The 25,365-nt window shown below is 51.3% G+C and carries 24 protein-coding genes and 1 pseudogene; 14 read left to right on the top strand and 11 right to left on the bottom strand.

The annotated features are described in order from the left end of the window. Positions 1-154 precede the first annotated feature (154 nt). On the bottom strand, positions 155-787 hold the full coding sequence (locus tag H9Q13_RS05840) for a DUF1684 domain-containing protein (RefSeq protein WP_191182842.1): 633 nt from the start codon (positions 785-787) through the stop codon (positions 155-157). 93 nt (positions 788-880) lie between these two features. Continuing rightward, positions 881-2,488, bottom strand: a complete 1,608-nt coding sequence (locus tag H9Q13_RS05835; RefSeq protein ID WP_224744107.1) for a glycerol-3-phosphate dehydrogenase/oxidase — start codon at positions 2,486-2,488, stop codon at positions 881-883. A gap of 158 nt (positions 2,489-2,646) precedes the next feature. On the opposite strand from H9Q13_RS05835, the gene H9Q13_RS05830 reads away from it, so the two are divergent. The 9 genes from H9Q13_RS05830 to H9Q13_RS05790 all read left to right on the top strand — a co-directional run bounded on the left by H9Q13_RS05830 (position 2,647) and on the right by H9Q13_RS05790 (position 9,854). Next, entirely contained in the window at positions 2,647-3,591 is a 945-nt protein-coding gene (locus H9Q13_RS05830) for a polysaccharide deacetylase family protein (protein ID WP_191182841.1), read from the top strand. 58 nt (positions 3,592-3,649) lie between these two features. Then, complete coding sequence (locus H9Q13_RS05825) at positions 3,650-5,509, top strand: pyruvate kinase (protein WP_224744106.1); 1,860 nt, start codon at positions 3,650-3,652, stop codon at positions 5,507-5,509. Positions 5,510-5,566: 57 nt separating this feature from the next. Then, positions 5,567-7,231, top strand: a complete 1,665-nt coding sequence (locus tag H9Q13_RS05820) for a right-handed parallel beta-helix repeat-containing protein (protein ID WP_191182839.1) — start codon at positions 5,567-5,569, stop codon at positions 7,229-7,231. Positions 7,232-7,291: 60 nt separating this feature from the next. Further along, entirely contained in the window at positions 7,292-7,525 is a 234-nt protein-coding gene (locus H9Q13_RS05815) for a hypothetical protein (RefSeq protein ID WP_191182838.1), read from the top strand. A 217-nt stretch (positions 7,526-7,742) separates the two neighbouring features. Next, on the top strand, positions 7,743-7,976 hold the full coding sequence (locus tag H9Q13_RS05810; protein ID WP_232364846.1) for a type II toxin-antitoxin system RelE/ParE family toxin: 234 nt from the start codon (positions 7,743-7,745) through the stop codon (positions 7,974-7,976). A gap of 15 nt (positions 7,977-7,991) precedes the next feature. After that, positions 7,992-8,297, top strand: a complete 306-nt coding sequence (locus H9Q13_RS05805; protein WP_191182836.1) for a helix-turn-helix domain-containing protein — start codon at positions 7,992-7,994, stop codon at positions 8,295-8,297. Between the two features lie 130 nt (positions 8,298-8,427). Continuing rightward, positions 8,428-9,108, top strand: a complete 681-nt coding sequence (locus tag H9Q13_RS05800) for a nitroreductase family protein (RefSeq protein ID WP_191182835.1) — start codon at positions 8,428-8,430, stop codon at positions 9,106-9,108. A gap of 120 nt (positions 9,109-9,228) precedes the next feature. Next, positions 9,229-9,651 carry a hypothetical protein gene (locus H9Q13_RS05795; RefSeq protein ID WP_224744105.1) on the top strand — a complete coding sequence of 141 codons (423 nt, stop codon included), beginning with the start codon at positions 9,229-9,231 and terminating at the stop codon, positions 9,649-9,651. Positions 9,652-9,656: 5 nt separating this feature from the next. Then, positions 9,657-9,854, top strand: a complete 198-nt coding sequence (locus H9Q13_RS05790) for a YwbE family protein (protein ID WP_191182833.1) — start codon at positions 9,657-9,659, stop codon at positions 9,852-9,854. A gap of 39 nt (positions 9,855-9,893) precedes the next feature. On the opposite strand, the gene H9Q13_RS05785 is transcribed toward H9Q13_RS05790, so the two are convergent. Together H9Q13_RS05785 and radC are read right to left on the bottom strand one after the other, a co-directional pair. Continuing rightward, positions 9,894-10,271: a four helix bundle protein gene (locus tag H9Q13_RS05785; protein ID WP_191182832.1), complete on the bottom strand. Its 378-nt coding sequence runs from the start codon at positions 10,269-10,271 to the stop codon at positions 9,894-9,896. Between the two features lie 41 nt (positions 10,272-10,312). Then, positions 10,313-11,038, bottom strand: a complete 726-nt coding sequence (gene radC / locus H9Q13_RS05780) for a RadC family protein (RefSeq protein ID WP_317173874.1) — start codon at positions 11,036-11,038, stop codon at positions 10,313-10,315. A gap of 158 nt (positions 11,039-11,196) precedes the next feature. Between radC and H9Q13_RS05775 the strand changes: the two genes are divergently transcribed. The 4 genes from H9Q13_RS05775 to uvsE all read left to right on the top strand — a co-directional run bounded on the left by H9Q13_RS05775 (position 11,197) and on the right by uvsE (position 15,301). Then, positions 11,197-12,432, top strand: coding sequence for a metallophosphoesterase (locus tag H9Q13_RS05775; protein ID WP_191182831.1), 1,236 nt, complete (start codon positions 11,197-11,199; stop codon positions 12,430-12,432). A 326-nt stretch (positions 12,433-12,758) separates the two neighbouring features. Continuing rightward, positions 12,759-13,451 (top strand): hypothetical protein, encoded by a 693-nt coding sequence (locus tag H9Q13_RS05770; RefSeq protein ID WP_191182830.1) that lies wholly within the window; start codon positions 12,759-12,761, stop codon positions 13,449-13,451. A gap of 215 nt (positions 13,452-13,666) precedes the next feature. Next, positions 13,667-14,311 (top strand): carboxypeptidase-like regulatory domain-containing protein, encoded by a 645-nt coding sequence (locus H9Q13_RS05765; RefSeq protein WP_191183333.1) that lies wholly within the window; start codon positions 13,667-13,669, stop codon positions 14,309-14,311. A gap of 63 nt (positions 14,312-14,374) precedes the next feature. Then, positions 14,375-15,301, top strand: coding sequence for a UV DNA damage repair endonuclease UvsE (gene uvsE / locus H9Q13_RS05760; protein WP_191182829.1), 927 nt, complete (start codon positions 14,375-14,377; stop codon positions 15,299-15,301). Here the strand turns inward: uvsE and H9Q13_RS05755 are convergent. Together H9Q13_RS05755 and H9Q13_RS05750 are read right to left on the bottom strand one after the other, a co-directional pair. After that, a complete protein-coding gene (locus tag H9Q13_RS05755) occupies positions 15,264-15,761 on the bottom strand; it encodes a DUF4112 domain-containing protein (RefSeq protein ID WP_191182828.1) in 498 nt (165 codons plus the stop codon). The two genes, uvsE and H9Q13_RS05755, sit on opposite strands and share 38 nt — an antisense overlap. 351 nt (positions 15,762-16,112) lie before the next feature. After that, positions 16,113-16,472, bottom strand: coding sequence for a hypothetical protein (locus tag H9Q13_RS05750; protein ID WP_191182827.1), 360 nt, complete (start codon positions 16,470-16,472; stop codon positions 16,113-16,115). A 249-nt stretch (positions 16,473-16,721) separates the two neighbouring features. On the opposite strand from H9Q13_RS05750, the gene H9Q13_RS05745 reads away from it, so the two are divergent. After that, positions 16,722-16,874, top strand: a complete 153-nt coding sequence (locus H9Q13_RS05745) for a hypothetical protein (protein WP_191182826.1) — start codon at positions 16,722-16,724, stop codon at positions 16,872-16,874. A gap of 128 nt (positions 16,875-17,002) precedes the next feature. On the opposite strand, the gene H9Q13_RS05740 is transcribed toward H9Q13_RS05745, so the two are convergent. The 5 genes and pseudogenes from H9Q13_RS05740 to H9Q13_RS05720 all read right to left on the bottom strand — a co-directional run bounded on the left by H9Q13_RS05740 (position 17,003) and on the right by H9Q13_RS05720 (position 25,251). Beyond that, a complete protein-coding gene (locus tag H9Q13_RS05740; RefSeq protein ID WP_191182825.1) occupies positions 17,003-18,301 on the bottom strand; it encodes a sugar MFS transporter in 1,299 nt (432 codons plus the stop codon). 85 nt (positions 18,302-18,386) lie between these two features. Continuing rightward, a complete protein-coding gene (locus tag H9Q13_RS05735) occupies positions 18,387-20,732 on the bottom strand; it encodes a glycoside hydrolase family 20 protein (protein ID WP_191182824.1) in 2,346 nt (781 codons plus the stop codon). A gap of 2 nt (positions 20,733-20,734) precedes the next feature. Further along, a complete protein-coding gene (locus tag H9Q13_RS05730; protein ID WP_191182823.1) occupies positions 20,735-21,610 on the bottom strand; it encodes an ROK family protein in 876 nt (291 codons plus the stop codon). Positions 21,611-22,041: 431 nt separating this feature from the next. Next, a pseudogene (gene nagB / locus H9Q13_RS05725) lies at positions 22,042-23,970 on the bottom strand (glucosamine-6-phosphate deaminase); the annotation flags it as partial. Positions 23,971-23,997: 27 nt separating this feature from the next. Further along, positions 23,998-25,251 carry an ROK family transcriptional regulator gene (locus H9Q13_RS05720; protein ID WP_191182821.1) on the bottom strand — a complete coding sequence of 418 codons (1,254 nt, stop codon included), beginning with the start codon at positions 25,249-25,251 and terminating at the stop codon, positions 23,998-24,000. Positions 25,252-25,365 lie beyond the last annotated feature (114 nt).

The following is a 25,365-nucleotide window of genomic DNA, read 5'->3' as shown; positions in this document are numbered from 1 at the left end:
CGGATTTGCAATCCGGAAGCTTTTTTACCAGCGGATTTGCAATCCGCTTAGCAAAGACAGTAGCTATTGGCAGGCAGGTGGATTGCACATCTGGAACAGCCATAGAGGTAATATGTGAATCTTGTGTCCTGTGTCCTGCCTCTTATGTCCCGCTTTACTCTATTCCCGCGTGCGGCTTTTCATATACCTTCTCCCCGGCAGGTATAGCCACCGTCAGGCGGTTGTCTTTGGGTGGCACCGGGCACACATATTCCGCGTTATAAGCGCAAAAGGGACTGTAGGCACGGTTAAAGTCGAGAGTTGCCGTTTTGGCGCCTTCCTTGAAGGGCACATCGAGGTAGCGGCCACCGCCATAGGTTTCGAAGCCATTGGTCTTGTCCGTGAAAGGCACGAAAAGCTCTTCCTTCGGTTCCCTCACTTTTTTGTAGAGTGTCAGCCGCTGTGGTTGCCCCTCGAGCTCAAAGCTGGCGATGGCATAGCGCAGGTATGGCTCGGTGCTGCCGTTGGTCATGGGCATGTGCAGGGTGTCTTTCTGCTCCAGTTCCTCCAGCTGCACCTTTACCCGGTAATCCAGATTGGGCTCATAGTATGCCAAGTTGGAAAAGCTGCGACGGTCGGCTTCCTCAAAAGGGCTGTTGCTGCGGCTTCGGAATGACAGATCTTTGTCCTCGCGCTCTTTCTGTAGCGGAATCAGGTAATTGTCATCGCTCAGGAATGACTCCCGCACGAAATAGAACAGCACCAGCGCAATGCCGGCCATGATGATAAACTTGAAAGGTCGTTGCATAGCTAGAATAGCTTATTTTGCTGCAATTTCGGAAAATTATGGGGAGGAAGTAAAGGAAAAGATTACTTCAGGTATAGCTGATGCCAAGCACTGCTAAATTCCGGCTAACGATTGTTCCCTGGCAATGTTCACTGACAAATACTGCCGGGCCAAAGCCAGAAAACCCGTTACTTGCCGCTCTTGCCATACCTTGTCATAGCCCAGTTCTGCCGCCATGACAGATGCTACCCGCGGCGCCATGGCCATGGCAGCTTCGGCATCGAGAAACAAAACACGTAGCCGCCTGGCCAGCACGTCTTCCACTGTTCGGGCCATTTCGAACCGCACCGCCCACACCACCTGCGCGACTGTGCAATCAAAGTCTTCGTGCAGTTTCTCCGTGAGGGCAGGGTCAGTCTGGGCAAGTGTTTCAAGGGTTGCGGCATCACTTCCATAACCTTCCAGGCCATTGGCATACCGGTTTGTTGTATACCCGTGCAAAGGCAAGGTATGGGTAACACAGGGTCTGGCAGGCAAGTCAACTATTTTGACAACCGCATTGACAGTATCTTCGGCCATTTGGCGGTAGGTGGTCCATTTGCCCCCTGTAACTGTGACAAGTCCGGATGGAGCTGTGAGTAATTTATGGCTGCGGGAAATCTCTTTGGTAGCACCGGTTTCATGGGTTGGTGCTGCCAGCGGACGAAAACCGGCGAACACACTCAGCACATCGTGTTGGGTCGGTTTTTTATGCAAGTACTTTCCAGCAGTCTGCAGGATAAAATTCAACTCGGCCTCTAAGGCAACCGGTTCCAGGCTGAGTGTTTGCAGGGGCGTATCGGTTGTGCCCACCATCACATGCCCCTGCCAGGGTATGGCGAACAGCACGCGGCCATCAGGCGTTTCAGGGATCATGAGCGCCGTATCGCTTTGTAGAAAAGAACTGTGCAGTACTACATGCACGCCCTGGCTTGGCAGCACGAGTGGCTTTTGGGCGGGCTCATCCAGTTGCAGGATCTCGTCGACATACACACCCGTAGCATTTACAACGGCTTTGGCTTGAAGCGTGTATACCTGCCCGCTTTCTACGTCCTGAGCTTTTACGCCAGTTACTTTTCCGTCTGCCTGCTTTATCAAACCAATGACTTTAACATAATTTAACAAGGTACCGCCTTGTTTGGCACAGGTCTGGGCGATGCTCAGGGCCAGTCTGGCGTCATCAAATTGCCCATCGTAGTACATGATCCCTCCCCTGAGCCCATTAGACTGGATAGTGGGTATTCGCCTGAGCACGCCTTTTTTGTTCAGCCAAGAGGTTCTACCCAGGCTATACCTGCCGGACAATAAATCATAAAAGGTCAGACCTAAGCCATAAAAAAGAAGCTGCCACCAGCTGTAACAAGGTATAACGAAGGGCTGCACTGTCACCAGGTGCGGCGCATTGCGCAGCAAAAGGCCGCGCTCCCGGAGGGCCTCGAACACCAGCCTGATTTTGCCCTGCGCCAGGTAGCGCACCCCACCGTGCACCAGTTTGGTGCTGCGGCTTGAGGTGCCCTTGGCAAAGTCGGACTGTTCCAGCAAAAGGGTTCTATACCCGCGTGAAGCCGCATCCAGGGCTGTTCCTAAACCGGTCGATCCACCGCCAATCACCACGACATCCCACTTGGGCACTTCGGAGAGCTGGTGCAACATGGCTGGACGGTTGAAAGGGATGGCTGCCATAGACGGGTTCAGGTATAGACGGAGGCGTTATTGAGTAGTCTGGGATTCAAATCTTAAGGTAGCGCTTTTTGCTTACAAATTCACCCTGATTTTTTCTATCCGGTTGATGTGAAGGCATCCAAATAATCGCTAACATTATACCGCTTACCAATTTTACCATGAAATACCCGTACACCCCGCTCCGCTCACCCGTTTACACCATGCTCCTGGCTTTGTTCATCGGTTTTACGTCCTGTGTGCAGGAAGACAAATCAGCAGAATCGCAGTCGCCTGTCGCCACAGCTATACCTGTTGCTTCAGAAAATAAAGACAGCACTATACCAGAACCCGACAGTCTGAATTCGCCGGCGGCTATACCTGCCGAGTCGGTCCGGCCTGCAGCTGTAATCGCCAGTTCCACCGCCGATGCCGAGACCATTATTACCCGCCAACAGGTACCTATCCTGTGCTACCACCAAGTGCGCGACTGGCGCGAAAAAGACTCCAAAGCGGCCAAGGATTACATTATACCAGAAGAGCGCTTCCGGGAGCATATCAAAATGCTGGCCGACAGCGGCTACCAGACCGTGCTGCCCGACCAACTCATGGCCTACCTGACCACTGGCGCAACCCTGCCCGCCAAACCGGTGATGCTCACATTCGACGACACCAACCTGGACCAGTACACCGTAGCAGCGCCCGAACTGGAAAAGTATGGCTTCAAGGGCGTGTTCTTTATCATGACCGTATCGCTGGGCCGCCCCAACTACATGAGCAAGGCGCAGGTGAAGGATCTGGCTGACAGAGGCCACATAATCGGTTCGCATACCTGGGACCACCACAACGTGAAGAAGTATGAAGGCAAGGACTGGATCACGCAGATCGAGAAACCATCGCGCCAACTGGCAGAGATAACAGGCAAGCCAACCGAATACTTTGCCTACCCTTTTGGTCTCTGGAACCCGGAGGCTATACCTGAACTGAAGCAGCGCGGCATAAAGGGAGCTTTTCAGCTGGCCGGCAAACGCGACCCGCAAGACCCGCTGCACTCGATCCGGCGCATCATCGCCAGCGGCTACTGGAGCTCTACCTCATTGAACAAGGCCATGAAGAACAGTTTTTAAGGTATAAGCAACCCTATACCTGTCACGCCAGTTTGATAGTATGGCCCCGATTCCCACTATGCAACCTGACGAAAAATACCTGAGAGAACTGATTGCGCAGCTTGACAAACTGCACCAGGACGCACTTGAACTGGAAACCAAATTCAGCGACGCCATCCGGCAAGTGCATCCTTCGTTCAGCAAAAGCGCCCGTAACCTGCTACACTACCTCTCGCTGCGCCAGCACGACATCCGAAAGCTGCAGGAGGGTCTGGCAAGCCTGGGCCTTTCGTCGCTGGGGCGGGCAGAAGGACATGTGCTGGCGAGTTTGCAGGCCGTGCGCGACATGCTTTGCCATTTGCTGGATTGCACGCCCATCAAAAAACAAGTAGCGGTTTCGTACACCGAGAGCAGCGAATTGCTGGACAGCCATACCAAGGAGCTGCTCGGCCCTGCCCCGGAAAAGCGTAACACCCGCATCATGGTCACCTTCTCCACTGACCTTGCCTACGACCACGAACTGGTGAAGCGCATGCTGCTGGCCGGCATGGACTGCGCCCGCATCAACTGCGCCCACGACAGCGAGAAAGTGTGGCGCAGCATGGTGCAGTCAATCCAAAAAGCCGAAAAGGAAACTGGCAGGCACTGCAAAATTCTAATGGACCTGATGGGCCCTAAGCTTCGAACCGGTCCGCTGAAGCCCGGCCCTGCCCTGTTGCCGATACGCCCCATCCAGAATGCCTTGGGCCAGCTGGTATCGCCGGCCAAGGTATGGCTGGCCCCGCCCGGAACGCCAAGCGAAGTACCCGTGGACGCTACCTTGCCCGTCGACGCGGCCTGGCTCGCGCAGCTGCAGCAAGGGGACAAGCTGAAGTTCAGCGACACGCGCGGGCGCAAGCGAACCTTCACCGTGATACAGCGGAAAGGCAGCGGCGTGGTGGCCCACCTTTTCAAGACCTCCTACATTGGCACCGGCACCAGCCTGACCATCAAAAAAAAGACTGCCCTGGAGCGGACCACCCTGGTCGGCGCTTTGCCAGCCAGCATAGCGCCCATCACGCTGCGAAAAGACGATTTGCTGGTCCTGACGAAAGAGCAGGTACCCGGAGAACCGGCCCTGTATGATGCAGCAGGCCACATTATCAAACCAGCCCACATTGCCTGCACATTGCCTGAGGTGTTCAGCCACGTGAAAAACGGCCAGCCTATCTTGTTCGACGATGGCAAGATAGAGGGTGTGATCATGGACGTGAGCGAGGATGCGTTGCTCGTGAAGATCACACAGGCCAAAGAAACGGGAAGCAAGCTGCTGTATGACAAAGGCATTAACCTGCCCGAGAGCAAGCTGCAACTGGAAGGCCTAACCCAACAGGACCGCGAAGACCTGTCGTTTGTGGTGAAGCATGCCGATGCGGTCAGCCTGTCGTTTGTCAACCAGCCGGAGATGATCGAGGACCTGCACCAAGAGCTGAAGCGGCTCAAGGCCCATAAGTTGGGCATCGTACTGAAAATTGAGACAAAAGAAGGCTTCCGAAACCTGCCGCACCTGCTGCTCACCGTCATGAAAACCCATCCGGCCGGTGTGATGATCGCCCGTGGCGACCTGGCGGTGGAGTGTGGCTGGGAGCGTCTGGCCGAGGTGCAGGAAGAGATCCTTTGGCTTTGTGAAGCGGCGCACATCCCTGTGATCTGGGCAACCCAGGTTTTGGAGTCGCTCTCCAAAAAAGGAAGACCCTCCCGCGCCGAGATAACCGATGCGGCCATGTCGCAACGCGCCGACTGCGTGATGCTCAACAAAGGAGCCTTTGTGCTGCGCGCCATCGAACTGCTCGACGACATCCTGAAGCGCATGCAGGAGCACCAACACAAGAAGACCTCCATGCTGCGACTGCTGCATGTGTCGGAATTGGAGCTGCCGACAACCAAACAAAAGAAATAGGCTATGACTTAGGACATAGTCGCCCCGTGCTATACCTTCACCCAACGCTAACCCTTCATGAAACAGGCGATCGCTTTACTGACCTTCCTCTTTTTGTTTTCACCAGCATCCTATACCTTGGCGCATACCTACTACATCAGTCCCAAAGGCAACGACACAAACCCCGGCACTTCGCCCCAAACGGCCTGGCGCAGCATAGAGCAGGTTAACCGCCACCGCTATACCTCCGGCGACACTATTCTGTTTGAGGGAGGAAACGAGTTCCGGGGAAAGCTGTACTTCCACAAAGGCAACTTGCAAAATTCAGAAGCACCGCTTGTCATCAGTTCGTTCGGGGAAGGCCGCGCCACCATCGACGCCGACACGAGCTTTGGTTTGTATGCACATAACGTGGCGGGTATGGAGGTCCGGGAACTGAACTTTAAGGGCAGCAGCTATAAAACCAACAGCAACAGCAGTATCCTTTTCTACAACGACCTCCCCGGCGACATAAAACTGCCTCAGGTGACAATCGACCAGGTAGAGATCAGCGGTTTCGGGAAGTCAGGTATAACGATAGGCGGCGGAAGCGGCAACAGCGGTTTCAGCGACGTGCGGATAACAAACGCCATCGTGCACGACATCGGCCTGGAAGGTATAAACACCTGGGGAGCGTTTGACCAGCACAAGAAAGGCTACGCACACAGCAACGTTTACGTCGGCCACTGCCATGTATACCAGGTATACGGCCTGCCCCTTCCCGAGAAGCACAGCGGCAGCGGCATTGTGCTGTCGGATGTAGAGGGCGGCACCATTGAGCACAGCGTGGTGCATAGCTCCGGTCTGGGCAATACGCACTGCGGCGGTTCGGTCGGCATTTGGGCCTGGGATGCCAACCGCATTGTCATCCAATACAACGAGGTCTATAACATGAGCGCGGGCGGCGGCTGCGACGGCGGCGGCTTCGACCTGGATGGCGGCGTGACCAACTCGGTGATGCAGTACAACTACTCGCACGACAACGACGGCGCCGGCTTTCTGATTGCACAGTTTGAGTGGGCGCGGCCCATGTTCAACAACGTCATCCGGTATAACATCTCGGAAAACGACGGACGCAAAAACGGCTACAAAGGCATCACGCTTTGGGTGGCCGACCAACACAACAACGGCGGCAACCGCGACCTGCTCATCTATAACAACACCATCTTCGCGGACAAGGGTATAGCACCCTCGGGCGGAGGGGTTCTTTTCAAAAGTGGCGAGCACCACGGTGTGCAGTTTTTCAACAACATCTTCTACAGCCGCAACGGTGCGCCTTTGGTTGAGACTATTGATACAACTGCCCTGGATGTCTCCTTTCAGCAAAACGCCTACTACAGCGAAAACGGTGCCTACACCTTCATCTGGGGCAAAAAAAGCCATACCTCACTTGAGGCTTTTCGGCAAGGCACCGGACAGGAAACAGTAAGTGGTAACCCGACAGGTATAACAGCCAACCCACACCTGACAGCACCCGGCACTCTCGGCACGATCGGCTATCCGCTTGACTGGCAGAAATTGCGTGACAGGTATAGCCTGCAGAGAAAATCGCCACTCTTGAGAAAAGGCATAGCCGTTCCTGTACCGATGCCCTTTACATCCGCCACGCACGACATTGTCGGGCATAAACTTAACCCAACTGCCTCGCCCGATATGGGGGCCGTTGCCTATACACGGCCAAGGTGGTTAAGGTGGCTGCGATAAAAGACAGGGAATTGGGGAGTTAAAAAGTTTCGGTGGGAGGGAGAATATTAAGTGGGTTCTATGTATCTTTCTTGGGGCAAAGGTTTATCCCTGACTTATACCTATACCTGTGCAAAGAATATGAAATCCTTCAATTTGATTGGAATTATAGCGGTGGTGCTGGCCGTAGCCGGTGCTGTTATCAACATCGGTCATTTCTTCGAGAGCAAATACGTCGGCTGGGCTTTTATCTGGGCTGGCTTAGCTTTGGCGGTTCTTAGCATGTGGATGAATATTCGGAAGCATAAGCGGTAATAGCTTAAAACATATCAGCATATACGGCGGATAAACGTCATAGTGACGTTTGCACAGTAGTTATATGTGATTTCAAATTATGTATTGCTATTTTAACAAAGTTTCACTTTAGGACAACTTTCTGTATCTTTGCTTCGTGAATAATAACAGAAAACATCGGAGTATAATTTTCTACAAAGACTACTTTCAAGAGTTCTTTTTAAAGCAAAGGGATAAGATGAAAGATAAAATTATCTGGACTCTTGACTTAATCGAAGAACTTGAAAGGGTGCCTGAAACCTATCTCAAGCATTTAGAAAATACTGACGGACTCTTTGAGGTCCGGCTACAACAAGGAAGTGATATCTTCCGGATTTTCTGTTTTTTCGATGAAGGCAAATTAGTGGTTCTAGCTAATGGCTTCCAGAAGAAAACCCAAAAGACGCCGAAGAAAGAAATTGAAAAGCATTAAAAATCAAAAGAGAATATGAAAGCGAAAAATAATAACATCCTGACACTCGACCAGTTCAAAGATAAGCACTACGGTAAAGTAGGAACTAAGAAGCGTGACGTATTGGAAGAAGGATACGAAAACTTCAAAATTGGCGCTTTAATTCATGAAGCCAGAATAGAGAAAGGTTTAACTCAAGAAGAGTTAGCGGCAAAAGTTGGAACTTCTAAATCCTATATCTCCAAAATTGAAAATAATATCAAAGAAGTGCGTTTATCGACCTTAAAAAAAATCATCGAGCTGGGTTTAGGCGGACATCTAGAGCTTTCAATCAAATTATAGTCTTGGAAGAAAAAAGCAAAACCGCATATAACCCAGTGCAGCCTTAACCCTTGTTCAGCTAGGGCTTCGGCTACACAATCCGTTAATTACCTTGACAAAATCGAATTACTTATAAATCCCCAAAGAGAAAATGCCTACTAAAAATATCAACGGGTTTCCATTTGTCTCCTATACAAAGACTACTTACACTAATAATGAAATGGCTAATCGAAGTCAGGAATTTTATGACTGGATGGATACCCGAAGGTCTGTTCGGGAATTTTCAGACAAGCCAATTGACAAAGAAATAATTGAAACTATTCTACTCACAGCATCCACAGCTCCATCAGGCGCGCACAAACAGCCTTGGACATTTTGTGTCGTTGAAGATCCTGAAATTAAAAAGCAAATACGTCTAGCTGCAGAAAAAGAAGAAAAAGACAGCTATGAAAGCAGAATGACAGATGAATGGCTCCGTGATTTATTGCCCTTAGGTACAGATTGGCATAAGCCTTTTCTGGAAGTTGCGCCTTATCTTATTGTCGTTTTTAAAAGAAGCTATGAATTCGAAAAGGATAATCGCAAACATCAAAATTATTACGTGACCGAGAGTTGTGGAATTGCATGTGGCTTCCTGCTTGCTGCAATTCATAACGCAGGATTGGTGGCGTTAACCCATACACCAAGTCCGATGAATTTTCTGTCAAAAATATTGAATAGGCCCGCAAATGAAAAGCCGTTCCTATTGATTCCAGTTGGTTATCCTGCAGATGAATGTTGGGTACCAGATATTGCAAGAAAAAACATTTCTGAAATATGCGTTTGGATTTAATACTTCAATAAGCGGATCTTCAAAATGCTACAACTTATCTTCTCTCTCCTATTAGTAGGCTGCAGTCTACCGTCTTTTGCGCAACAAGAATTAATTCACCCGAAGGCGCGGCAAAACCAAATGATGGTAAAGAGCCTGCAGCCTTATATCCAACTTAACGGCCAACAGATCGCACAACCGAGTGTAGCATTGATTGCGCCCGAAAACATCGAAAGTATCAAAGTGCTGAAAGACGAGCATGCCACAAACACATTCGGCGACAAAGCGAAAGACGGCGCAATACTCATCAAATCAAAGCCGACTGTAAAGCTGGATAACCTGCAAGGCATCTATACCCGGTTCCGTATACCTGCCGATCAGCAAATCCTGCGGGTTGTCATCAACAACCAACTCATAAAAGACACCAGCCTGATTTTAGCCAACCTCGACCAGGTAGAAAAAGTAGAAGTGGTAAAGCAGGACGCGACAGCCCCTGTGCGCTGGAGCCTAAACGACGAAGAGACATTCCTGCACATTATCCCTAAACCGCAACCCAAGCAATAAATACCATGGACGGCACTAAACGCAGCCATATCAAAATAGGATCGCACGTGAACATCGTGCTCAAGGAAGACCAACGTACCAGCGACCTGACCGAGGGTTATGTAGCGACTATCCTCACCAAGTCTCCTAACCACCCGCACGGCATCAAAGTGAAGCTAGAGACTGGTGAAGTCGGGCGGGTGAAGGAAATATTGGAGAGTTAGAAAGTTAGAAAGTTGGGAAGTTTGGAAGTTAAAAAGTTATTAGTTCTTCTTTTTTGAGGCTGACTTCCTGATGCTGGTAAGAATAGCAGTTAGCTCGCCAGCTTCTTGTTTTAGGTGCATTATTTTACTGCTTGCTACTATTCCTGACTCTTCGAGTAGTTCCAGCCAAAATTGGGTTTCATCGGCTTCTTCAAGCGCAATGCCTATTTTAGCTACGAACTCGGCGCCAGACCTAGCGCGACAGGCAGCCCGGTAGTTTGCAGCAACTGAAGTTGCCGAGCGAAGCACCTGTTTCCCCATTATATATGCTTCTGCACTTTTAGGTAATGCCTGAAACAAGCGGACTGTCCTTAAAGCGAAATCTTTGGAGCGCTTTTTCATAGCCTCTCCAAAAGCAAAATTAGATTCTCTTTCCATGTCACTTAACTTTCTAACTTCCAAACTTCTCAACTTTCTAACTAAAGAAGTCCTTCATCCGCAAAGCTGTAGTAGTCGTTGTCGGTAAAGATGATGTGATCAAGGATCGGCAGATCCAGGAAAGCCCCCGCTTCCTTCATTTTTTTGGTGAGGGAGATGTCGGCGGCGCTGGGTTTGGTGTTGCCGCTGGGGTGGTTGTGCACCAGAATGACTGAACTGGCCAGCTGCTCAATGGCTTTTTTGAAGATCATTTTCGGGTCGGCCACGGTACCAGCCACTCCCCCGCTGCTGATGCTTTCCTTTTTCATGACCACATTGGCCCGATTGAGCAAAATCACCCAAAACTCCTCATGCGGCAGGTCCAGCAGCTGCGGTTTGATGTAGTTGTAGATGTCGGTGGAGCAGGTGATGCGGGTCTTGGCGGCTGCGGCAGTCTCTTTGCGTCGACGGCCCAGTTCCAGCGCACTCACAATGGAAATAGCCTTGGCCTCGCCTATACCCGGATGCTTTGTCAGGTCCTTTACAGACAGCCTTGCCAGTTCATTCAGGTCGTTGCCCACGGCAGCCAGTATTATCTTGCCCACATCCACAGCCGTCAGCTTGGTGGTACCGGAGCCGATCAGGATGGCAATCAGTTCAGCATCGCTCAGGGCGGCCTTGCCTTTCAGCAGCAGTTTTTCGCGCGGACGGTCTTCTTCGGCCCAGGTCTTGATGTTGAGTGTGGCGGTGTCGTATGTCAATTGTGCAGTCGCCGGTCTTTCTTCCACTACGGTACAGAATTTGTTAGATAAAAGATGATAAGTGAATCTGTTTCATCTGAAAATAGTTCATGGAAAGCGGACCGTCCGCGCACTTTTTTTCAATTCTATCCAATTTTAAACTTACGCTGGCTTTAGCTGTTCTTAGTCGGCATCAACCATAAAACATGCAACGATTCTTAACAATAGGAGTGGTCATCTTCATACTGTTCCTGGTGGATTATTATGTATTTCAGGCTATCCGTACGGTCACCCAGGGATTGGCCGCTTCCACGCAACGTATTATCTACATCCTTTACTGGGCAGTTTTTGCCATCACGGCCGGTACTTTTGCGATGGCCTCCTTCACAAGGGGCACGCCTCCCGACGCTTTCAAGACATACCTGGCCAGTACGCTTTTCATCATATTTGCCTCCAAGCTGGTAGTGGTGCTCTTCTTGTTCGTTGACGATGTGCTGCGACTGGGCAAGATCGTGCTCAACAATGCCAACAGCGGGGAAGACACCTTTGACCCATCGCGCAGCAGGTTCCTTAACCAGATGGGCCTGATGGTGGCGGCTATACCTTTCACAGCCTTTATCTACGGCATGGTGAAGGGCGCCTACGATTACCGTGTGAAGCGGATAACGCTACGATTCCCCGATCTGCCGGAGGCCTTTGATGGCTTTAAGATGCTGCAGATATCTGACCTGCACACGGGCAGTTTCACCTCCACCGAACCGCTCAGAGAGGCTGTGCAGCTCATTAACAAGCAGGAAGCCGACTTGGTATTTTTCACCGGCGACCTGGTAAACAATGTAGCCTCCGAACTAGTACCGCACATGGATACGCTCAAAGAGATCCGTGCCAAACAGGGCGTCTTTTCCGTGCTTGGCAACCATGATTATGGCGACTATGTATCCTGGGAGAGTCGTGAGGCCAAGAGCCAGAACCTACAAACTTTGGTGGATGCGCACGGCAAAATGGGCTGGCAGATTCTGATGAACGAGCACCGCCGTATCGAGAAGGACGGCGAGCATATCGCCATATTGGGAGTCGAAAACTGGGGCAATCGTGCCGGCTTCCCGAAGTACGGCGACCTGAACAAGGCCTACAGTGGCGCTGAGAACAGTCCGTTTAAGGTACTGCTTTCGCACGACCCATCGCACTGGGACGGGGAAATCAATAAAAACTTCCCGGATATTGACCTAACCCTGTCGGGCCATACCCATGGCATGCAGTTCGGGGTGAATGTACCTGGCCTGAAGTGGAGCCCGGTGCAGTATGTGTATGAGCAGTGGGCAGGTCTGTACAAGCGTGGCAAGCAACACCTCTACGTGAACACGGGCCTTGGCTTTATCGGCTATCCGGGACGGGTAGGTTTCCTTCCTGAGATCACTGTATTCGAACTCAAAAAAGGCTAAGCTAGTTTTTCCCTGCATTCCTAAAGAGCCGGCATACCTTGCCGGCTCTTTTTTTATACCTATACCGCCATATACATTTTATTATATTACTAAACCCAGGAACAATGTAAAATAATTTTGCGATGTTCTTTGACTTAGTAATTCATTGGAAGGCTTCAAAGAGTATTTAATGTACCACACGATACTATTCTCTCATTACAGTTTTGGACAAAGTACCAACTTATTTAAACTGGAATCGTAAATGCCTAGAGTGCAAAAATTTGTTTTATACTATTTACAACTAAATCAAGCTGCACATTTTAAGTTTAACTTAAAGAATTTGAATCATGAAAAAGGTATTTTATTCTATAGCAATAGTAAGTGCAATGATGTTTGCTTCGTGTTCTGAAGACAGGGGCACGACACATGAGGTAGCAGACGCCAATCTGGATGGGGATGTAAACCCGACGCACATCAGAGGGTATGGTGATGACCTGACAGAACAGGATGCAGAAGCTATCTGGGTTAAGAACTCAGAGCGTGTGTCTGGCCGAATGGCAACTGACATGAAGCTTGATCCTGACACCAAAAACAAGGTACAGCAGGTATTGTATCAGCATGAGAAACGCCTGAACGAACTGGAAGGCAACTATAACTACAGCGAGACAAATCGCATGGGTGGCGTCGCAGAAGATGTGGACAATATGGCGACCGTTAACAAGGATCGCGCGGAAAACAACGGTGGCACCACAAACATGAGAACAAACACAGCCGATATCAACGCAGAGCGTGAGATTATCATTGCCGATACGGACCGTGAACTGAAGGCCATCCTGACACCAGAGCAGTATACGATGTATCAGCAGAACCGCGCCAACTACGACGAGATGAAGTATAAGAACGACGCCACGGACACCAAATTGAAGGTGGAAGGCGATGAAACGAAATACAAGTCCGGCGATACCAAAATCAAGCGCGACGGCGATGAGATGAAAATAAAAACCGAGACCGAGAAAATAAAGGTAGAGAAGAAAAACTAAGCATTTCTGATCTCGTAAAGCAGTATTGAAAGCCTGTAGCGCCCGTAGCTACAGGCTTTCGCTATTTATGTCCCTCCAGGGTTATCCAAAATTTAGTACCTTTAAAGCCCGGGCCAACGCTTGCAGAAATAATTTGGGCTTGGCATACTATTTAACCGTTTTCGGCGTACTGACTTTAATCTATGGCCACCGCTGGAATGGCCCCATGCAGCAACATGCTCCGACACCCACTGCTTTTCTTTTTACTGACCTGCCTGCTATTAGTATGCGCCTTGCCTACCCTGGCGCAGCGCACCGTGCGTATAAGCGGCACTATCCTACAGGCCGACAAAACCACGCCCGTGCCCGGAGCGGGCATTATCCGCTATGGCACCACGTTTGGCGTTGTGTCAGATGAAGACGGCAAATTTCTGATTGACGTTGACCAAAGCGACACGCTGCTGATAAGGGCCATAGGATTTAAGCCGCTCCTATACCTGCCCCGAAAGCTTCCTGTTTCGGAATTCCGGGTGAACATTGTACTGCAGCAGGACAGCGTGATGCTCGGGGAAGTGGAAGTGACCAGTCGCCCCTCCGAAGAGATGATACAGCGTGCCCTTCGTAACATGAAGCGCGAGGAACCGGACTATGTGAAGCGTCCCGGCTACCAGCCTGACATGGAACCCGGTCCACCTCCGCCTCCAGTGGCCCCTACCCCCTTAAACCCAATTTCGCTGCTCTACGATATGTTTTCGAAAGAAGGAAAACAGAACCAGAAACTGCAGCAGCTCCTGCTGATCGAGGAACTGAAGCGGCGCAAGCAGGAGAAGGACAACTACAATCGGTTTTTCAAGGATAATACCGGCTACGAGATTAAGTAGCAATTTTAGCTCAAACAATCCACTTCTGCGTAGGTTAGGAAAACACCTATACCCTTATAAGCTATGAAGATCGGATACCCTTGCATCAACCAGACCCTGGACTGCTCCTCGTCCCGTACTTTTCGGTTGGCCTCTTACTCCGAAGAGCGACTCATCGAGACCGTAGAACAAAACTTGGCTTGCCTGCGTCGCATCCTGGAGTTCAATGTCAACCATGGCCTACTGTTTTTCCGGCTGACCTCCGACCTGGTACCATTTGCCTCTCACCCCATCAACACGTACAAATGGCAGGAACATTTTAAGATGACGCTGCGCCGTCTGGGCAGTTACATCAAGAACAACAACATGCGCATCTCCATGCACCCGGACCAGTTTGTGGTGCTCAATTCCCCCAACCCCACCACCGTACAAAACAGTATAGCAGAGCTTGTATACCAGGGCAGTATTCTCGATCTGATGGGGCTTGACTCAACGGCCAAATTGCAGATACACGGGGGCGGTGCCTACGGCGATAAGGAATCAGCCATAAATCGATTTGCCGAGGTATACCATACCAGTCTGCCAGCGGAAGTAAAAGCCCGGCTCTGCGTCGAGAACGACGACCGCACCTACAGCCTGGCCGATTGCTTGGTGCTGCACGAGCTCACCGGCATGCCCATTATTTTCGACAACCTGCACCACGAGTGCGTGAACAACGGCGAGCCTATGCGGGAAGCGGCTATGTTAGCTGCCCAGACATGGCACCCCGAGCGGGACGGCATCCTGATGGTAGATTACAGCGCCCAGGCACCCGGAGAGCGCAGAGGCAAACATGTGCAAAGCATCGGAGAAGAGTTGTTCCATGACTTCCTGGTAGAAACTGAAGGTATAAACATGGACATCATGCTGGAGATAAAAGACAAGGAAGCCAGCGCACACAAAGCGCTAGCGGTGGCACAGGCACTCGGAAGGCTTAAAGGAAATCTCCCAAACGTTCATAAAGCAACGTGAACATCTCCCAGATTGCCCACAACAACAGCCCCAGCACAACAACGATACCGATGATCACACCAATAACAATGTGCTTCCCGCTGCCCCGGTATTTGCCTTCTTCGTAGTGGGCACGCAGCATGCGCACGTTGCGTTCATTTGCCTTAAAGGCGAGATCGAAGATATTGCCAAGTATGGGGATACTGCCAAAAAGCGCATCGACCGCAATGTTGAGCAGCATCAGCGTCACCATTTTACCGCTAGCCCCATAACGGGCCATGGTCAGGATCAGCATAGCCGACACACCAAAAGAAGCCAGATCGCCCACCACAGGGAACAAGCCCAGAATTGGGTCGAGGCCAAACCGCCAGTTGGTTCCCGGCAGGCGAAACTGGTTGTCCATGAGTTTGGTAACCCGGTCAACCCATTTCAGGTTCTCGGACTGTGGTGTGCGGGTGTAGTGTGTGTTTGCTGTTGCCATAGCTGCCTATACGCAAGCAAGCCTTATAAAGGTATAGACGCAAATTTGCTGCATATATCAGGTCGAAGCCTTGCCGTATGCAGCAAATTGACAAAAGGTATAACAGGATTTAGGTTTGTATTTCATCGCCCAGAAAAGGCTTGCGCAAATGCCTCCAACACAAGTAAAAACTGGAAACGGTTCTCCATCTAAAAAGCGTAGTTTCATGACACAGATTGTTTATACCTGTCCCGCTTTTCTGTATACAAACCCTGCTTTTTCCACGATAAACCATCATGCGCAAGGGCACAAAAAAGGCAAGCCCTTCCGGACCTGCCTTTGCCTTAAGTTACCCCATGAATTCCGGGAGCATTAATTCTTACCCTTTCCGCCTTTTTTGCCTTTGCCGTGATCATCCTTGTGATGACCGCCTTTGCCGGGTTTGCCTTTCGGCGATGCCTGCTTAACGGATGTGTTGTTGTTTACGATGATCACCGTACCGCCATCCTTACCTTTCTTGTGCTTGGTGTGGCCCGGATTAGTGGTGTGCGGGTGATGGGGATTGTTCGGGTTCTTGGTCCAGCCTTTCTTATAGCCGCCGTGGCGTGCAGACTTGCTGTCCTTGATGATAATTACCTGCCCGGTATTGCTGTTCTTTTTGCGGGACGTTGTACAGGAAGCCATCGTGGCAACAGACAATACAATCAGGAGAAAAAGTCGAAGGCTTTGCATGGTAGTTTATATTGAATTTAAGGGTGATAACGCATTTATTCCGCACAAAAGTATACAATCAGCTGAATATCCAAAGCAGTCTTGATCTATACGCAATGCAATTCTGATTAAAGCTTAAAAAAGAATTGGCACCATCCTATACCTGCCTGTTTTCGCATAAATTAATATGTCAGCCGGTGCATCCGACATAACGGTATATGCGTAATTAACCAAACGCCAGCCGACTGGCGCAACCTAAATTGCGAAGCCATGCTGAACAGAATATACGGGTTTGTGTTGCTGACCTTACTCATAGTTGCCCTCTTCTCGTCCTGTGACGACAACACATCCGCTACAGACGGCTCAGAAGTGACCAACACTGCTGCCATGCAAGACTCAACAATCTTGCCAAATACTATATAGAAAGTCTAAATTGGCGATATACCTTTCGTTACGTCCTCTTCTGGGCGTGTAAAGAGTTTTGGCTATACCTTAAATAAAAACAGGAGCCCCTTTGCAGCGGCTCCTGTTTTTATTTGTTCCGTTTAGGATTACTTCGTCCGGATTTTGTGGCCCGCAATGGCGTAGTACAGAATGAAAAGGTAGCATGGCACCATGATCCAGTAGGCCTGCTGCGCGTTGATCGAGTCAGATAGGGCACCGTAAATGAGCGGCAGAATAGCGCCACCGGCTATACCCATGATCAGGAAAGAAGATCCGATTTTGGTAAATCTGCCCAGATCCGCCAGTGCCAACGGCCAGATGGCTGGCCACATCAGGGCGTTGGCCAAGCCTAGCAGCGCAATGGATAATACCGACACGTACCCATCCGTCATGATGGCGGCAATAGAGAACAGCACCCCCAGCACCGCCGAAACCTGCAAGGCCTTTTCCTGACGTATGAACCTCGGAATGGCCACTATGCCAATCAGGTAGCCAATGATCATGGCAATCAGGGTTACAGAGGTGAAGAACTTCGCTTCTGTGAAAGGGATACCCTGTCCGTAGGCCGCGTAGCTGATGATGGTATCGCCGGCCATTACCTCGACGCCCACATATAGGAATAAGGCAAATGCACCCAGGAGCAGGTGCGGAAACTGCAGAATGCTCTTTTTATTGGTATTGGCAGCAGCCACCGTTTCGTCTTCCTGGTCCGTGTCCACTTCAGGCAGTGAAGAGAAGTAAATAAGCACGGCCAGCACGATCAACACCGCAACTATAACCAGGTATGGTGTGATCACTTTCGCAGCCAGCGCATCCAGTTCAGCGGCTTTCTCGGCAACGCTCATCGTGCCCAGGCTATCTACCAGCGCATCGGCATTGGACAGTACGATAGCACCTAGCACGATGGGCGCCAGCGAACCGGCCACTTTGTTGAAGATACCCATGATACTGATGCGCTTGGCAGCACTCTCCAGCGGGCCTAAAATAGTAACGTAAGGGTTAGACGCCGTCTGAAGCACAGCCAGACCCGTGCCCTGTACAAACAGCCCCAGCAAGAAAAGTTCGTAGATACGGCTCATGGCTGCCGGAACGAAAATAGCGGCACCTACTGCCATGATGAGCAAACCAACCGACATGCCTTTCTTAAAACCCGTCTTCTTCAGCACCCAGGCCGAAGGTATAGCCATCACCAGGTAGGAAATGTAAAAGGCGAAAGCCACCAGGTAAGACTGGAAATCATTCAGCTCGCACGCGATCTTCAGGTATGGAATCAGTACGGAGTTCAGCCAGGTGACGAAGCCGAAGATAAAGAATAGAGAACCGATGATAATGATCGAGCGCATGTATCCGCCCGACGCATTCATCTGCCCGGTCTTGTCGTTTGTGGAAGGGGCTACTTTTGTCATTCTTGTTTTAAGGTATAAATAAGGTGCAAGATCTGGTTGCGGTTTTTTAAGCCGGGATCAAGGTACAATATAAAACTAATTTCGGTTACTCCACTACAATCTCATCCACCATCAACCAGGTTTTCTGGCCGGCAGATGGGTACTTTTCCGGGCTCACTCCCACGTTTTTAGCCGTTACTTTCACATAGCGGGCTCTGGTGAGCGGTATAGTAGTGGCGACCTCATGCGTCATGATGCCCTCCGCATCCAACGGGTTCGGATTGGTGATCACATCCACGGTGGTGTAGTTCTTGCCGTCTCCCGAAACGGCATACTCTACCTGCGTTGGCAGGAAAATACGGTACCCGATGTTTTGCATAAAACTGGTGCTCAACCTGGTGATGGGCTGTACCTTCTGCAAGTCTATAATCGCTTCCATATCCGTGCCCAGGAAACCTGTCCAGTGGCCGTCGTACTGGTCAGTGGAACCGTTCAGGCCGTTCACCATCTTAGGCTTGTTATCGAAGCTTTGGTGAGGCGGTGTGACCAGTGTGACCGGTTTCACCAGAGCTTTGTGCGCTTCGTATGTCTTGGTGCTCACCTTTCCGGCCAGCTTGCCCTCCACAAAAGCACCCGCCTTGATGGTCGCCGTCTTGCTCAGTGCGAATGTGCCGTTGTATACCTGCGACCTGACCGTTGGCTCAGAGCCGTCCAGGGTATAGTGCAGTTTCACATTGGCCGCTTCGGTGGCGAAAGTCACTCTGGCAACGCCACTCGCGGTGTCTACCTGTAGTTGTTGGCGCACATTGAAGGCGCTTTTCGAGTAGTTGATACCCATCGCTTCGTAGCGTTTGTACTGCTCCTGCATGCGGCTCTGAAAACTCTTCCAGTCCTTTTGCTTCGCTGGCAACCACAGCACTTCCGACAGGGCGGCTATACGCGGAAACACCATGTACTCGACATGCTCTGTTGTGGGGATGTACTCGGTCCAGACGTTGGCCTGTGCTCCCAGAATGTACTTCTTTTCCTCAGCAGAAAGTTCAGCGGGCGTTGGTTCAAAGCCATATACCTTTTCCAATGTGCTGTAACCATGTATGGCAACTGGCTCCAGGTCGCGTTCGCCCTGGTAATGGTCGAAGTACAGGTGGGTACCGGGAGACATTACCACGTAGTGCTTTTGCTTGGCGGCGGCTATACTGCCTTTGGTGCCGCGCCACGACATGACGTAAGCATTGGGCGCCAGGCCGCCTTCCAGGATTTCATCCCAGCCGATGATGGTACGGCCATGCTTGTTCATGAATTTCTCAATCCGCTGAATGAAATAACTCTGCAGCTCGTGTTCGTCTTTCAGGCCCTGGTCGGCGATGCGCTTTTGGCATTTCGGGCATTGCTTCCAGCGGGTTTTGGGTGCCTCGTCGCCGCCAATATGGATGATTTTGCTCGGGAAGAGATCCATCACCTCGGTCAGCACATCTTCCAGAAAAGTGAAGCTCTGCTCATTGCCAGCGCAGAAAATGTCAGGAAAAATCCCCCACTTCGACTCAACTTTGTGAGGTCCTCCGCTACACGACAGCTCCGGATAAGCCGTCAGGGCCGCCAGCGCATGGCCTGGCATTTCGATCTCAGGCACCACGTTGATAAACCGGTCATGCGCATACGCCACCACTTCTTTTATTTGCTCCTGGGTATAGTAACCGCCGTGGCGCTGCTTTTTGTAGGTCTGAGGCAGATCCCAGTAATGTCCGATCAGGGTGCTGTCGCGCCAGGCACCAACCTCGGTCAGCTTCGGGTGCTTCTTTATTTCGATGCGCCAACCCTGGTCATCGGTCAGGTGCCAATGAAAGGTGTTCATCTTGTGCATGGCCAGGTAGTCGATGTACTGCTTCACAAACTCCACTGGGAAGAAATGCCGGGTCACGTCGAGGTGCATGCCGCGCCAGGTATAGCGGGGCTTGTCCACGATCTGGAGCGCAGGTATAAGCGCCGACTGTGAAGTTTTTTTGGCTGGAAGCAACTGGCGAACAGTTTGTATACCTACAAAAGTCCCGTTTGCCTTTTTGGCGGCCAGTGTGATGCGACTTGGGTTCACGCTCAAGGTATAGCCTTCGGAGCCCAGGGTATCGTTCTCTGTAGCGAGAGTCAGGTAAATCAGGTTCGTGTCCTTTTTCTTCGGCTTTTTCTGGAGCAACTCCGGCTTGTGGCCAATCGATTGCTCAATGTGCTGCGCCAGGAACTCGCCTACCCGCAACAGGTCCTCGTTCTTGGGGTCTACATAAATTTTGGTAGCCGGCTGCACCAGGAAGCTCCCTTTTTGGGTGGTGAGCTTTACGGGCTGCGGTATCAGCGCCAGCGACTCCGGTTTTACTTGCGCCTGAGCTGGCGATAGCCCGGCTATACCTGCCATGCTGGCAAATGTGAAGGCAAGGGTGAGTAGTTTTTTTCTGAAGTCCATACCTAGGCGGATTGTAGTTGATGCTTCTGTTGGTTTTTGAGTTCGAAGAGCGCCGCAGCACCCAATACGGCCGCATTGTCCAATTCGGAAACACCGATATGCAACTGACTGGCCACCGCTTTAAACGGGAAGTCAGCGAGACTTTGCTGCATCGTCTCTTTAAATAAAGGATAGCACTTGCTGATGGAGCCGCCCAGGAAAATGGCCTGCGGCGACAGCAGGTATAGCACCACTTTGATGGCGCTACCCAGGTGCTGCCCATATACTTTGTAAGCCTCCAGCGCCGGAGCGTGACCCTGTTGCGCCAGGGTATAGAGCTCGTCACCCGCCATGCCGTACTCCGCCACAAAAAACTTGCCGCTGCAATAGTCTTCTATGGTTTTGTCGAGGTATGGCACACCACCCAGTTCTCCGGCACTAGAAAGCGTTCCGGAGTAAAGTTTATGGTCGATGATGATGCCAGCGCCCAGCCCGCTGCCCAGTGTTATGCCGACCAGGTTACGAAACGCTTTGCCCTGACCGTATATTTTCTCGCCGGCGGCAAAGGAGTTCGCGTCGTTGCTCAGGTATACCGGTATGCCAAAATGCTCCTCCAGGTGCTGCTTCAGGTGTACTTCTTTCCAGGCAGGTATATTCTGCACATCGCACACCATGCCCTTCGCTTCATCCACCAGCCCCGGTACACCGATACCTATACCTGTCACCTCGGCATCTACCAGCGGGGCTATACCTTGAATCAGCTCCGCAACGATCTGCGCTTGCGATGCCTGCGCCGAGGTATGGAACTTCACTTCCTGTAAAATGCTGCCGTTCTGCACCACGCCTGCGTGCATTTTAGTGGCTCCGATGTCTATACCCAGTACTTTCGAGTTGCTCATGAAAAATGGTAAAGGCTGATTGTCATCCCCCTGCCCCCTTCAAAGGGGGACTTTTGTGTAGCTGCCAATTAAAAGGTATAAGCCCTGTAGCACAGACCACTGGCACGCATTGAAAGAGTAACTCGCACGACAGCTATGAAATAGACAACCTTAGCCAGGTGCGCTAATGACGATTTTGTGTTTGAGCGGTCAGCGAGTTTAAAATCGTCTTGATTTTTTTGCTTACTTTTTTTATCAAGAAAAAAAGTGAGTGCCCGCCGCACAGGCGAAGCTATGAAACAACACTGGTTGCTATACCTTAAAAGCCGTCACTACGCCAGTTACAAACTGGCCTCATACCCATCCACCAGTTGCGCTACCGCTAAACTGGCGGTATTAAACGAAACAGCTAAATCAGAGCGAATGCCCCAATTTAGCTGTTTCAAATCAATTTAGAACTTCCACCTTACAAAGGCCTCCATGGCCTCGTAGTTGGCAAGGCCCAGGTCGTCATAACTCTTGGCGGTTTCGCGGTTGCGCTCCTCAGCACGCACCCAGAACTCACGCTCGTCGTCGCCCGGGAACACCGGATGGTCCTTCTGCGACTGGTGCTTAAAAATGGCGTTGCGCTTGCGTTCCACTTCCTGCGGCGACAACGGCACGGCCATCTCGATCTCGTGCGTCGCAAACTCGTGCCAGGCACCGCGGTACATCCACAGCCAGCAATCTTTGGCCCACTCCTCGGTTTCACGCAGTCGCGACAGGGCAGTCAGTATAATGTTGAAGCATACAATGTGCGTGCCGTGCGGGTCAGCAAAGTCGCCGGCGGCGAACACCTGGTGCGGCTTCACTTTCTGTAGCAACTCCATAGTGAGCTCCACGTCGATATCCGTTACCGGTTTCTTCACAGTTTTACCGGTCTCGTAGAAAGGCAGCGCCATGAAATGGATGTGATCGTCTTCCAGACCAGCGTAGCGGGCGCCTGCAATAGCCTCGCTCTTCCGGATAAAGCCTTTCACATCCCGTATCTCCTGCGAATCGAGCTGATTTGGCTGCTTGTCTTCCAGGAAGGTGCGCATGTTCTCGTATATCTCTTCCAAATGAGCGGTTTCCTGCCCGATGCTGTTATTGAAGTCAATCGCGAACTCCATGTAACGCAGCACGTCATCGTCCCAAACGGCGGTATTGCCCGACGTTTGGTACGCCACGTGCACGTCATGCCCTTGGTCTACCAGGCGGATAAAAGTCCCGCCCATCGAAATCACATCATCATCCGGGTGCGGCGAGAAGATCACCACACGCTTGCGGGCCGGCTCGGCGCGTTCCGGGCGCTGCCTGTCATCGGCTCCCGGCTTGCCACCAGGCCAGCCGGTGATCGTGCGCTGCAGTTTGTTGAAAATATCTATGTTGATGTCGTAAGCCGGACCTTTTTCGGTGGCCAGCTGTGCCATCCCGTGGTTGTTGTAGTCTTCTTCGGTCAGCTTCAGGATCGGCTTTTGCACCTCCTCCGACAGCCAGATCACCGCTTTCTTGATCAGGGCTTCATCCCACACGCAGTCCTTCACCAGCCATGGCGTGTTGAAGCGGGTTAGCTCCGAAGCAGCGTCCACATCCAGCACAAACTCCACGTTGTCCGACAGCTGCAGGTAGGTAGCCGGCACATCACTCGATATCTCCCCTTCCACTGCTTTTTTGATAATCGGCGCTTTCTTGCCGCTCCAAGCCATCAGGATGATCTCACGGGCTTTGAAGATGGTGCCGATGCCCATGGTGATGGCTTTGCGCGGCACGTTCTCCTTGCCACCGAAGTCGCGGGAGGCATCGCGGCGTGTCAGGTCGTCGAGGGTAACCAGGCGCGTACCGGAGTTTGGTGCAGAACCCGGCTCGTTGAAACCGATGTGACCGGTACGGCCGATACCCAGAATCTGAAGATCCAGGCCACCAAGCGATTCTATTTTGCGCTCATACTCCAGGCAGTAGTCATGTATTCTTTCGAGCGGTAGCGTACCGTCCGGTATATGCACGTTATTTTTGTCGATGTCGATGTGATCGAACAGGTTCTCGTTCATGAACGTCACGTAGCTCTGCACCGCCGTTGGCTGCATCGGGTAGTACTCGTCCAGGTTGAACGTGATGACGTTGCGGAAGCTAAGGCCCTCTTCGCGGTGCAGGCGCACCAGCTCGGCGTATACCTTAACAGGCGTGGCACCGGTGGCAAGACCCAGCACGGCTTTCTCGTTTCGTCCCTGCTTATACCTGATCAGCTCCGCAATGCGCTGGGCGACTTTCACGGAGGCGACAAACTCATCGGGGTAAATGGTAACCGGAAGCTTCTCAAATCGGGTTTCTTCCAGAAGATTTAATCGAGCCATAGTTTCTAGTGTGCTATAATGTGATGTTGTGTTTCGTTATTTGGTTGATTCAATGCGATGCTCAAAAATGCGCTCCATCACCGTGGCCACCGGCCCCAGTATACCTGCCTCCTGCCCCAGTTGGGACAGTGCGACCTCGGTGCGCTCCCGCAGCTGCGTCATGCAGTAGGTGTTGATGGATTGCTGTATCGGGGTGGTGATGTACTGTCGCGCTTCGGCTATTTTGCCGCCAATGATGATCAGCTCCGGGTTGAAAAGCTGAATCAGCATAGCAATGCCCTTGCCCAGATTACGCCCTGTTTCGGCCAGCATGTTGATCGCGAACTGATCGCCTTCGTTGGCAGCCTGTATAATGGCCTGCGGTTCTATTTTCTCCAATTCCTGCCCCGAAAGTTCCTTCAGCAAGGTTTCCTGCCCAGCCTGCATCCCTTCGCGGGCCATACGAGCCAAAGCGCTGCCCGAAGCCACTGTTTCCAAACAGCCCCGCTTACCGCAATGGCACAACACGCCGTCGTCTATGAAAGGAATGTGACCGAACTCACCTGCAAAACCGGAGGTGCCGATGCGCAGCTTTCCGTCTGTGATAACGCCCAGGCCAATACCCCAATCCAGTGTGAGCACCAACACGTCGCGCTTGCCCTGCGCTGCGCCAAAGCGGTACTCGGCCAGTGTGGCGCTTTTCACGTCATTCTGGATATAGACCGGTTTGTTAAATTTCAGAGCCAGCAAATCCTGCAAAGGCATTTCATTTTGCCCGGTCAACAGGTAGGTATAGCTGGCCCCTTCCTTGGAAGATACAAGCCCCGGCAGACTCAAGCCAATCCCCATCAGTTTGTCGGTATCTATACCTGATGAGAGGATCAGGCTATTGGCGTGGTGGTGCAGCTCGTCCACTGCAGTCAGGTTTTTGGAAAGCCGTATCGGGAAGGTATGGGAACCTGTGATGTTGTGGTTGTTGCCATCAAAAATGGCCATGCGGGTACTGAACTTCTCCATTTCGATGCTCAGCACGAAAAGCGAGTTGTTGCGCAACCCATACAGTTCCGGCTTGCGCCCGCCCACCGATTCGCCTCTTCCCTGCTTTTCAACGAGGCCTTCGGCCAGCAGTTCGTTGAGCAAAGCCATGGAGGTTGGCGAACTGATACTAAACCGATTGCAGATCTCTGCATTGGAGCGTGCACCTTTCACATACAGGTGGCGCACGATCTTTATCTTCTGCAGATGCTTCTTCCGCTCCACGTGGTTCAGCTTCTCCAGATATCCTTCTTCCAATGCCAGGAATGCGCTCATGCCTTATTGTTCCGTGTGATAACATAAAATACGGCGATTCGACAAACAAAACCAAATACTTTTGCTATTTTTTTATAAAAGCATAATTTAATTGAAAAAATATTTTATGAATCA

This window comes from Pontibacter aquaedesilientis, assembly GCF_014773225.1.
Taxonomy (GTDB): domain Bacteria; phylum Bacteroidota; class Bacteroidia; order Cytophagales; family Hymenobacteraceae; genus Pontibacter; species Pontibacter aquaedesilientis.
The sequence above is the reverse complement of the archived record's forward strand: the minus strand, read 5'-3'. Positions and strand labels throughout refer to the sequence as shown.

Bases quoted from the DNA above. Each gene is read 5' to 3' on its own strand.
- H9Q13_RS05840 (WP_191182842.1), bottom strand. From the start codon at position 787: ATGCAACGACCTTTCAAGTTTATCATCATGGCCGGCATTGCGCTGGTG.
- H9Q13_RS05835 (WP_224744107.1), bottom strand. From the start codon at position 2,488: ATGGCAGCCATCCCTTTCAACCGTCCAGCCATGTTGCACCAGCTCTCC.
- H9Q13_RS05830 (WP_191182841.1), top strand. From the start codon at position 2,647: ATGAAATACCCGTACACCCCGCTCCGCTCACCCGTTTACACCATGCTC.
- H9Q13_RS05825 (WP_224744106.1), top strand. From the start codon at position 3,650: ATGCAACCTGACGAAAAATACCTGAGAGAACTGATTGCGCAGCTTGAC.
- H9Q13_RS05820 (WP_191182839.1), top strand. From the start codon at position 5,567: ATGAAACAGGCGATCGCTTTACTGACCTTCCTCTTTTTGTTTTCACCA.
- H9Q13_RS05815 (WP_191182838.1), top strand. From the start codon at position 7,292: ATGTATCTTTCTTGGGGCAAAGGTTTATCCCTGACTTATACCTATACC.
- H9Q13_RS05810 (WP_232364846.1), top strand. From the start codon at position 7,743: ATGAAAGATAAAATTATCTGGACTCTTGACTTAATCGAAGAACTTGAA.
- H9Q13_RS05805 (WP_191182836.1), top strand. From the start codon at position 7,992: ATGAAAGCGAAAAATAATAACATCCTGACACTCGACCAGTTCAAAGAT.
- H9Q13_RS05800 (WP_191182835.1), top strand. From the start codon at position 8,428: ATGCCTACTAAAAATATCAACGGGTTTCCATTTGTCTCCTATACAAAG.
- H9Q13_RS05795 (WP_224744105.1), top strand. From the start codon at position 9,229: ATGATGGTAAAGAGCCTGCAGCCTTATATCCAACTTAACGGCCAACAG.
- H9Q13_RS05790 (WP_191182833.1), top strand. From the start codon at position 9,657: ATGGACGGCACTAAACGCAGCCATATCAAAATAGGATCGCACGTGAAC.
- H9Q13_RS05785 (WP_191182832.1), bottom strand. From the start codon at position 10,271: ATGGAAAGAGAATCTAATTTTGCTTTTGGAGAGGCTATGAAAAAGCGC.
- H9Q13_RS05775 (WP_191182831.1), top strand. From the start codon at position 11,197: ATGCAACGATTCTTAACAATAGGAGTGGTCATCTTCATACTGTTCCTG.
- H9Q13_RS05770 (WP_191182830.1), top strand. From the start codon at position 12,759: ATGAAAAAGGTATTTTATTCTATAGCAATAGTAAGTGCAATGATGTTT.
- H9Q13_RS05765 (WP_191183333.1), top strand. From the start codon at position 13,667: ATGCTCCGACACCCACTGCTTTTCTTTTTACTGACCTGCCTGCTATTA.
- uvsE (WP_191182829.1), top strand. From the start codon at position 14,375: ATGAAGATCGGATACCCTTGCATCAACCAGACCCTGGACTGCTCCTCG.
- H9Q13_RS05755 (WP_191182828.1), bottom strand. From the start codon at position 15,761: ATGGCAACAGCAAACACACACTACACCCGCACACCACAGTCCGAGAAC.
- H9Q13_RS05750 (WP_191182827.1), bottom strand. From the start codon at position 16,472: ATGCAAAGCCTTCGACTTTTTCTCCTGATTGTATTGTCTGTTGCCACG.
- H9Q13_RS05745 (WP_191182826.1), top strand. From the start codon at position 16,722: ATGCTGAACAGAATATACGGGTTTGTGTTGCTGACCTTACTCATAGTT.
- H9Q13_RS05740 (WP_191182825.1), bottom strand. From the start codon at position 18,301: ATGACAAAAGTAGCCCCTTCCACAAACGACAAGACCGGGCAGATGAAT.
- H9Q13_RS05735 (WP_191182824.1), bottom strand. From the start codon at position 20,732: ATGGACTTCAGAAAAAAACTACTCACCCTTGCCTTCACATTTGCCAGC.
- H9Q13_RS05730 (WP_191182823.1), bottom strand. From the start codon at position 21,610: ATGAGCAACTCGAAAGTACTGGGTATAGACATCGGAGCCACTAAAATG.
- H9Q13_RS05720 (WP_191182821.1), bottom strand. From the start codon at position 25,251: ATGAGCGCATTCCTGGCATTGGAAGAAGGATATCTGGAGAAGCTGAAC.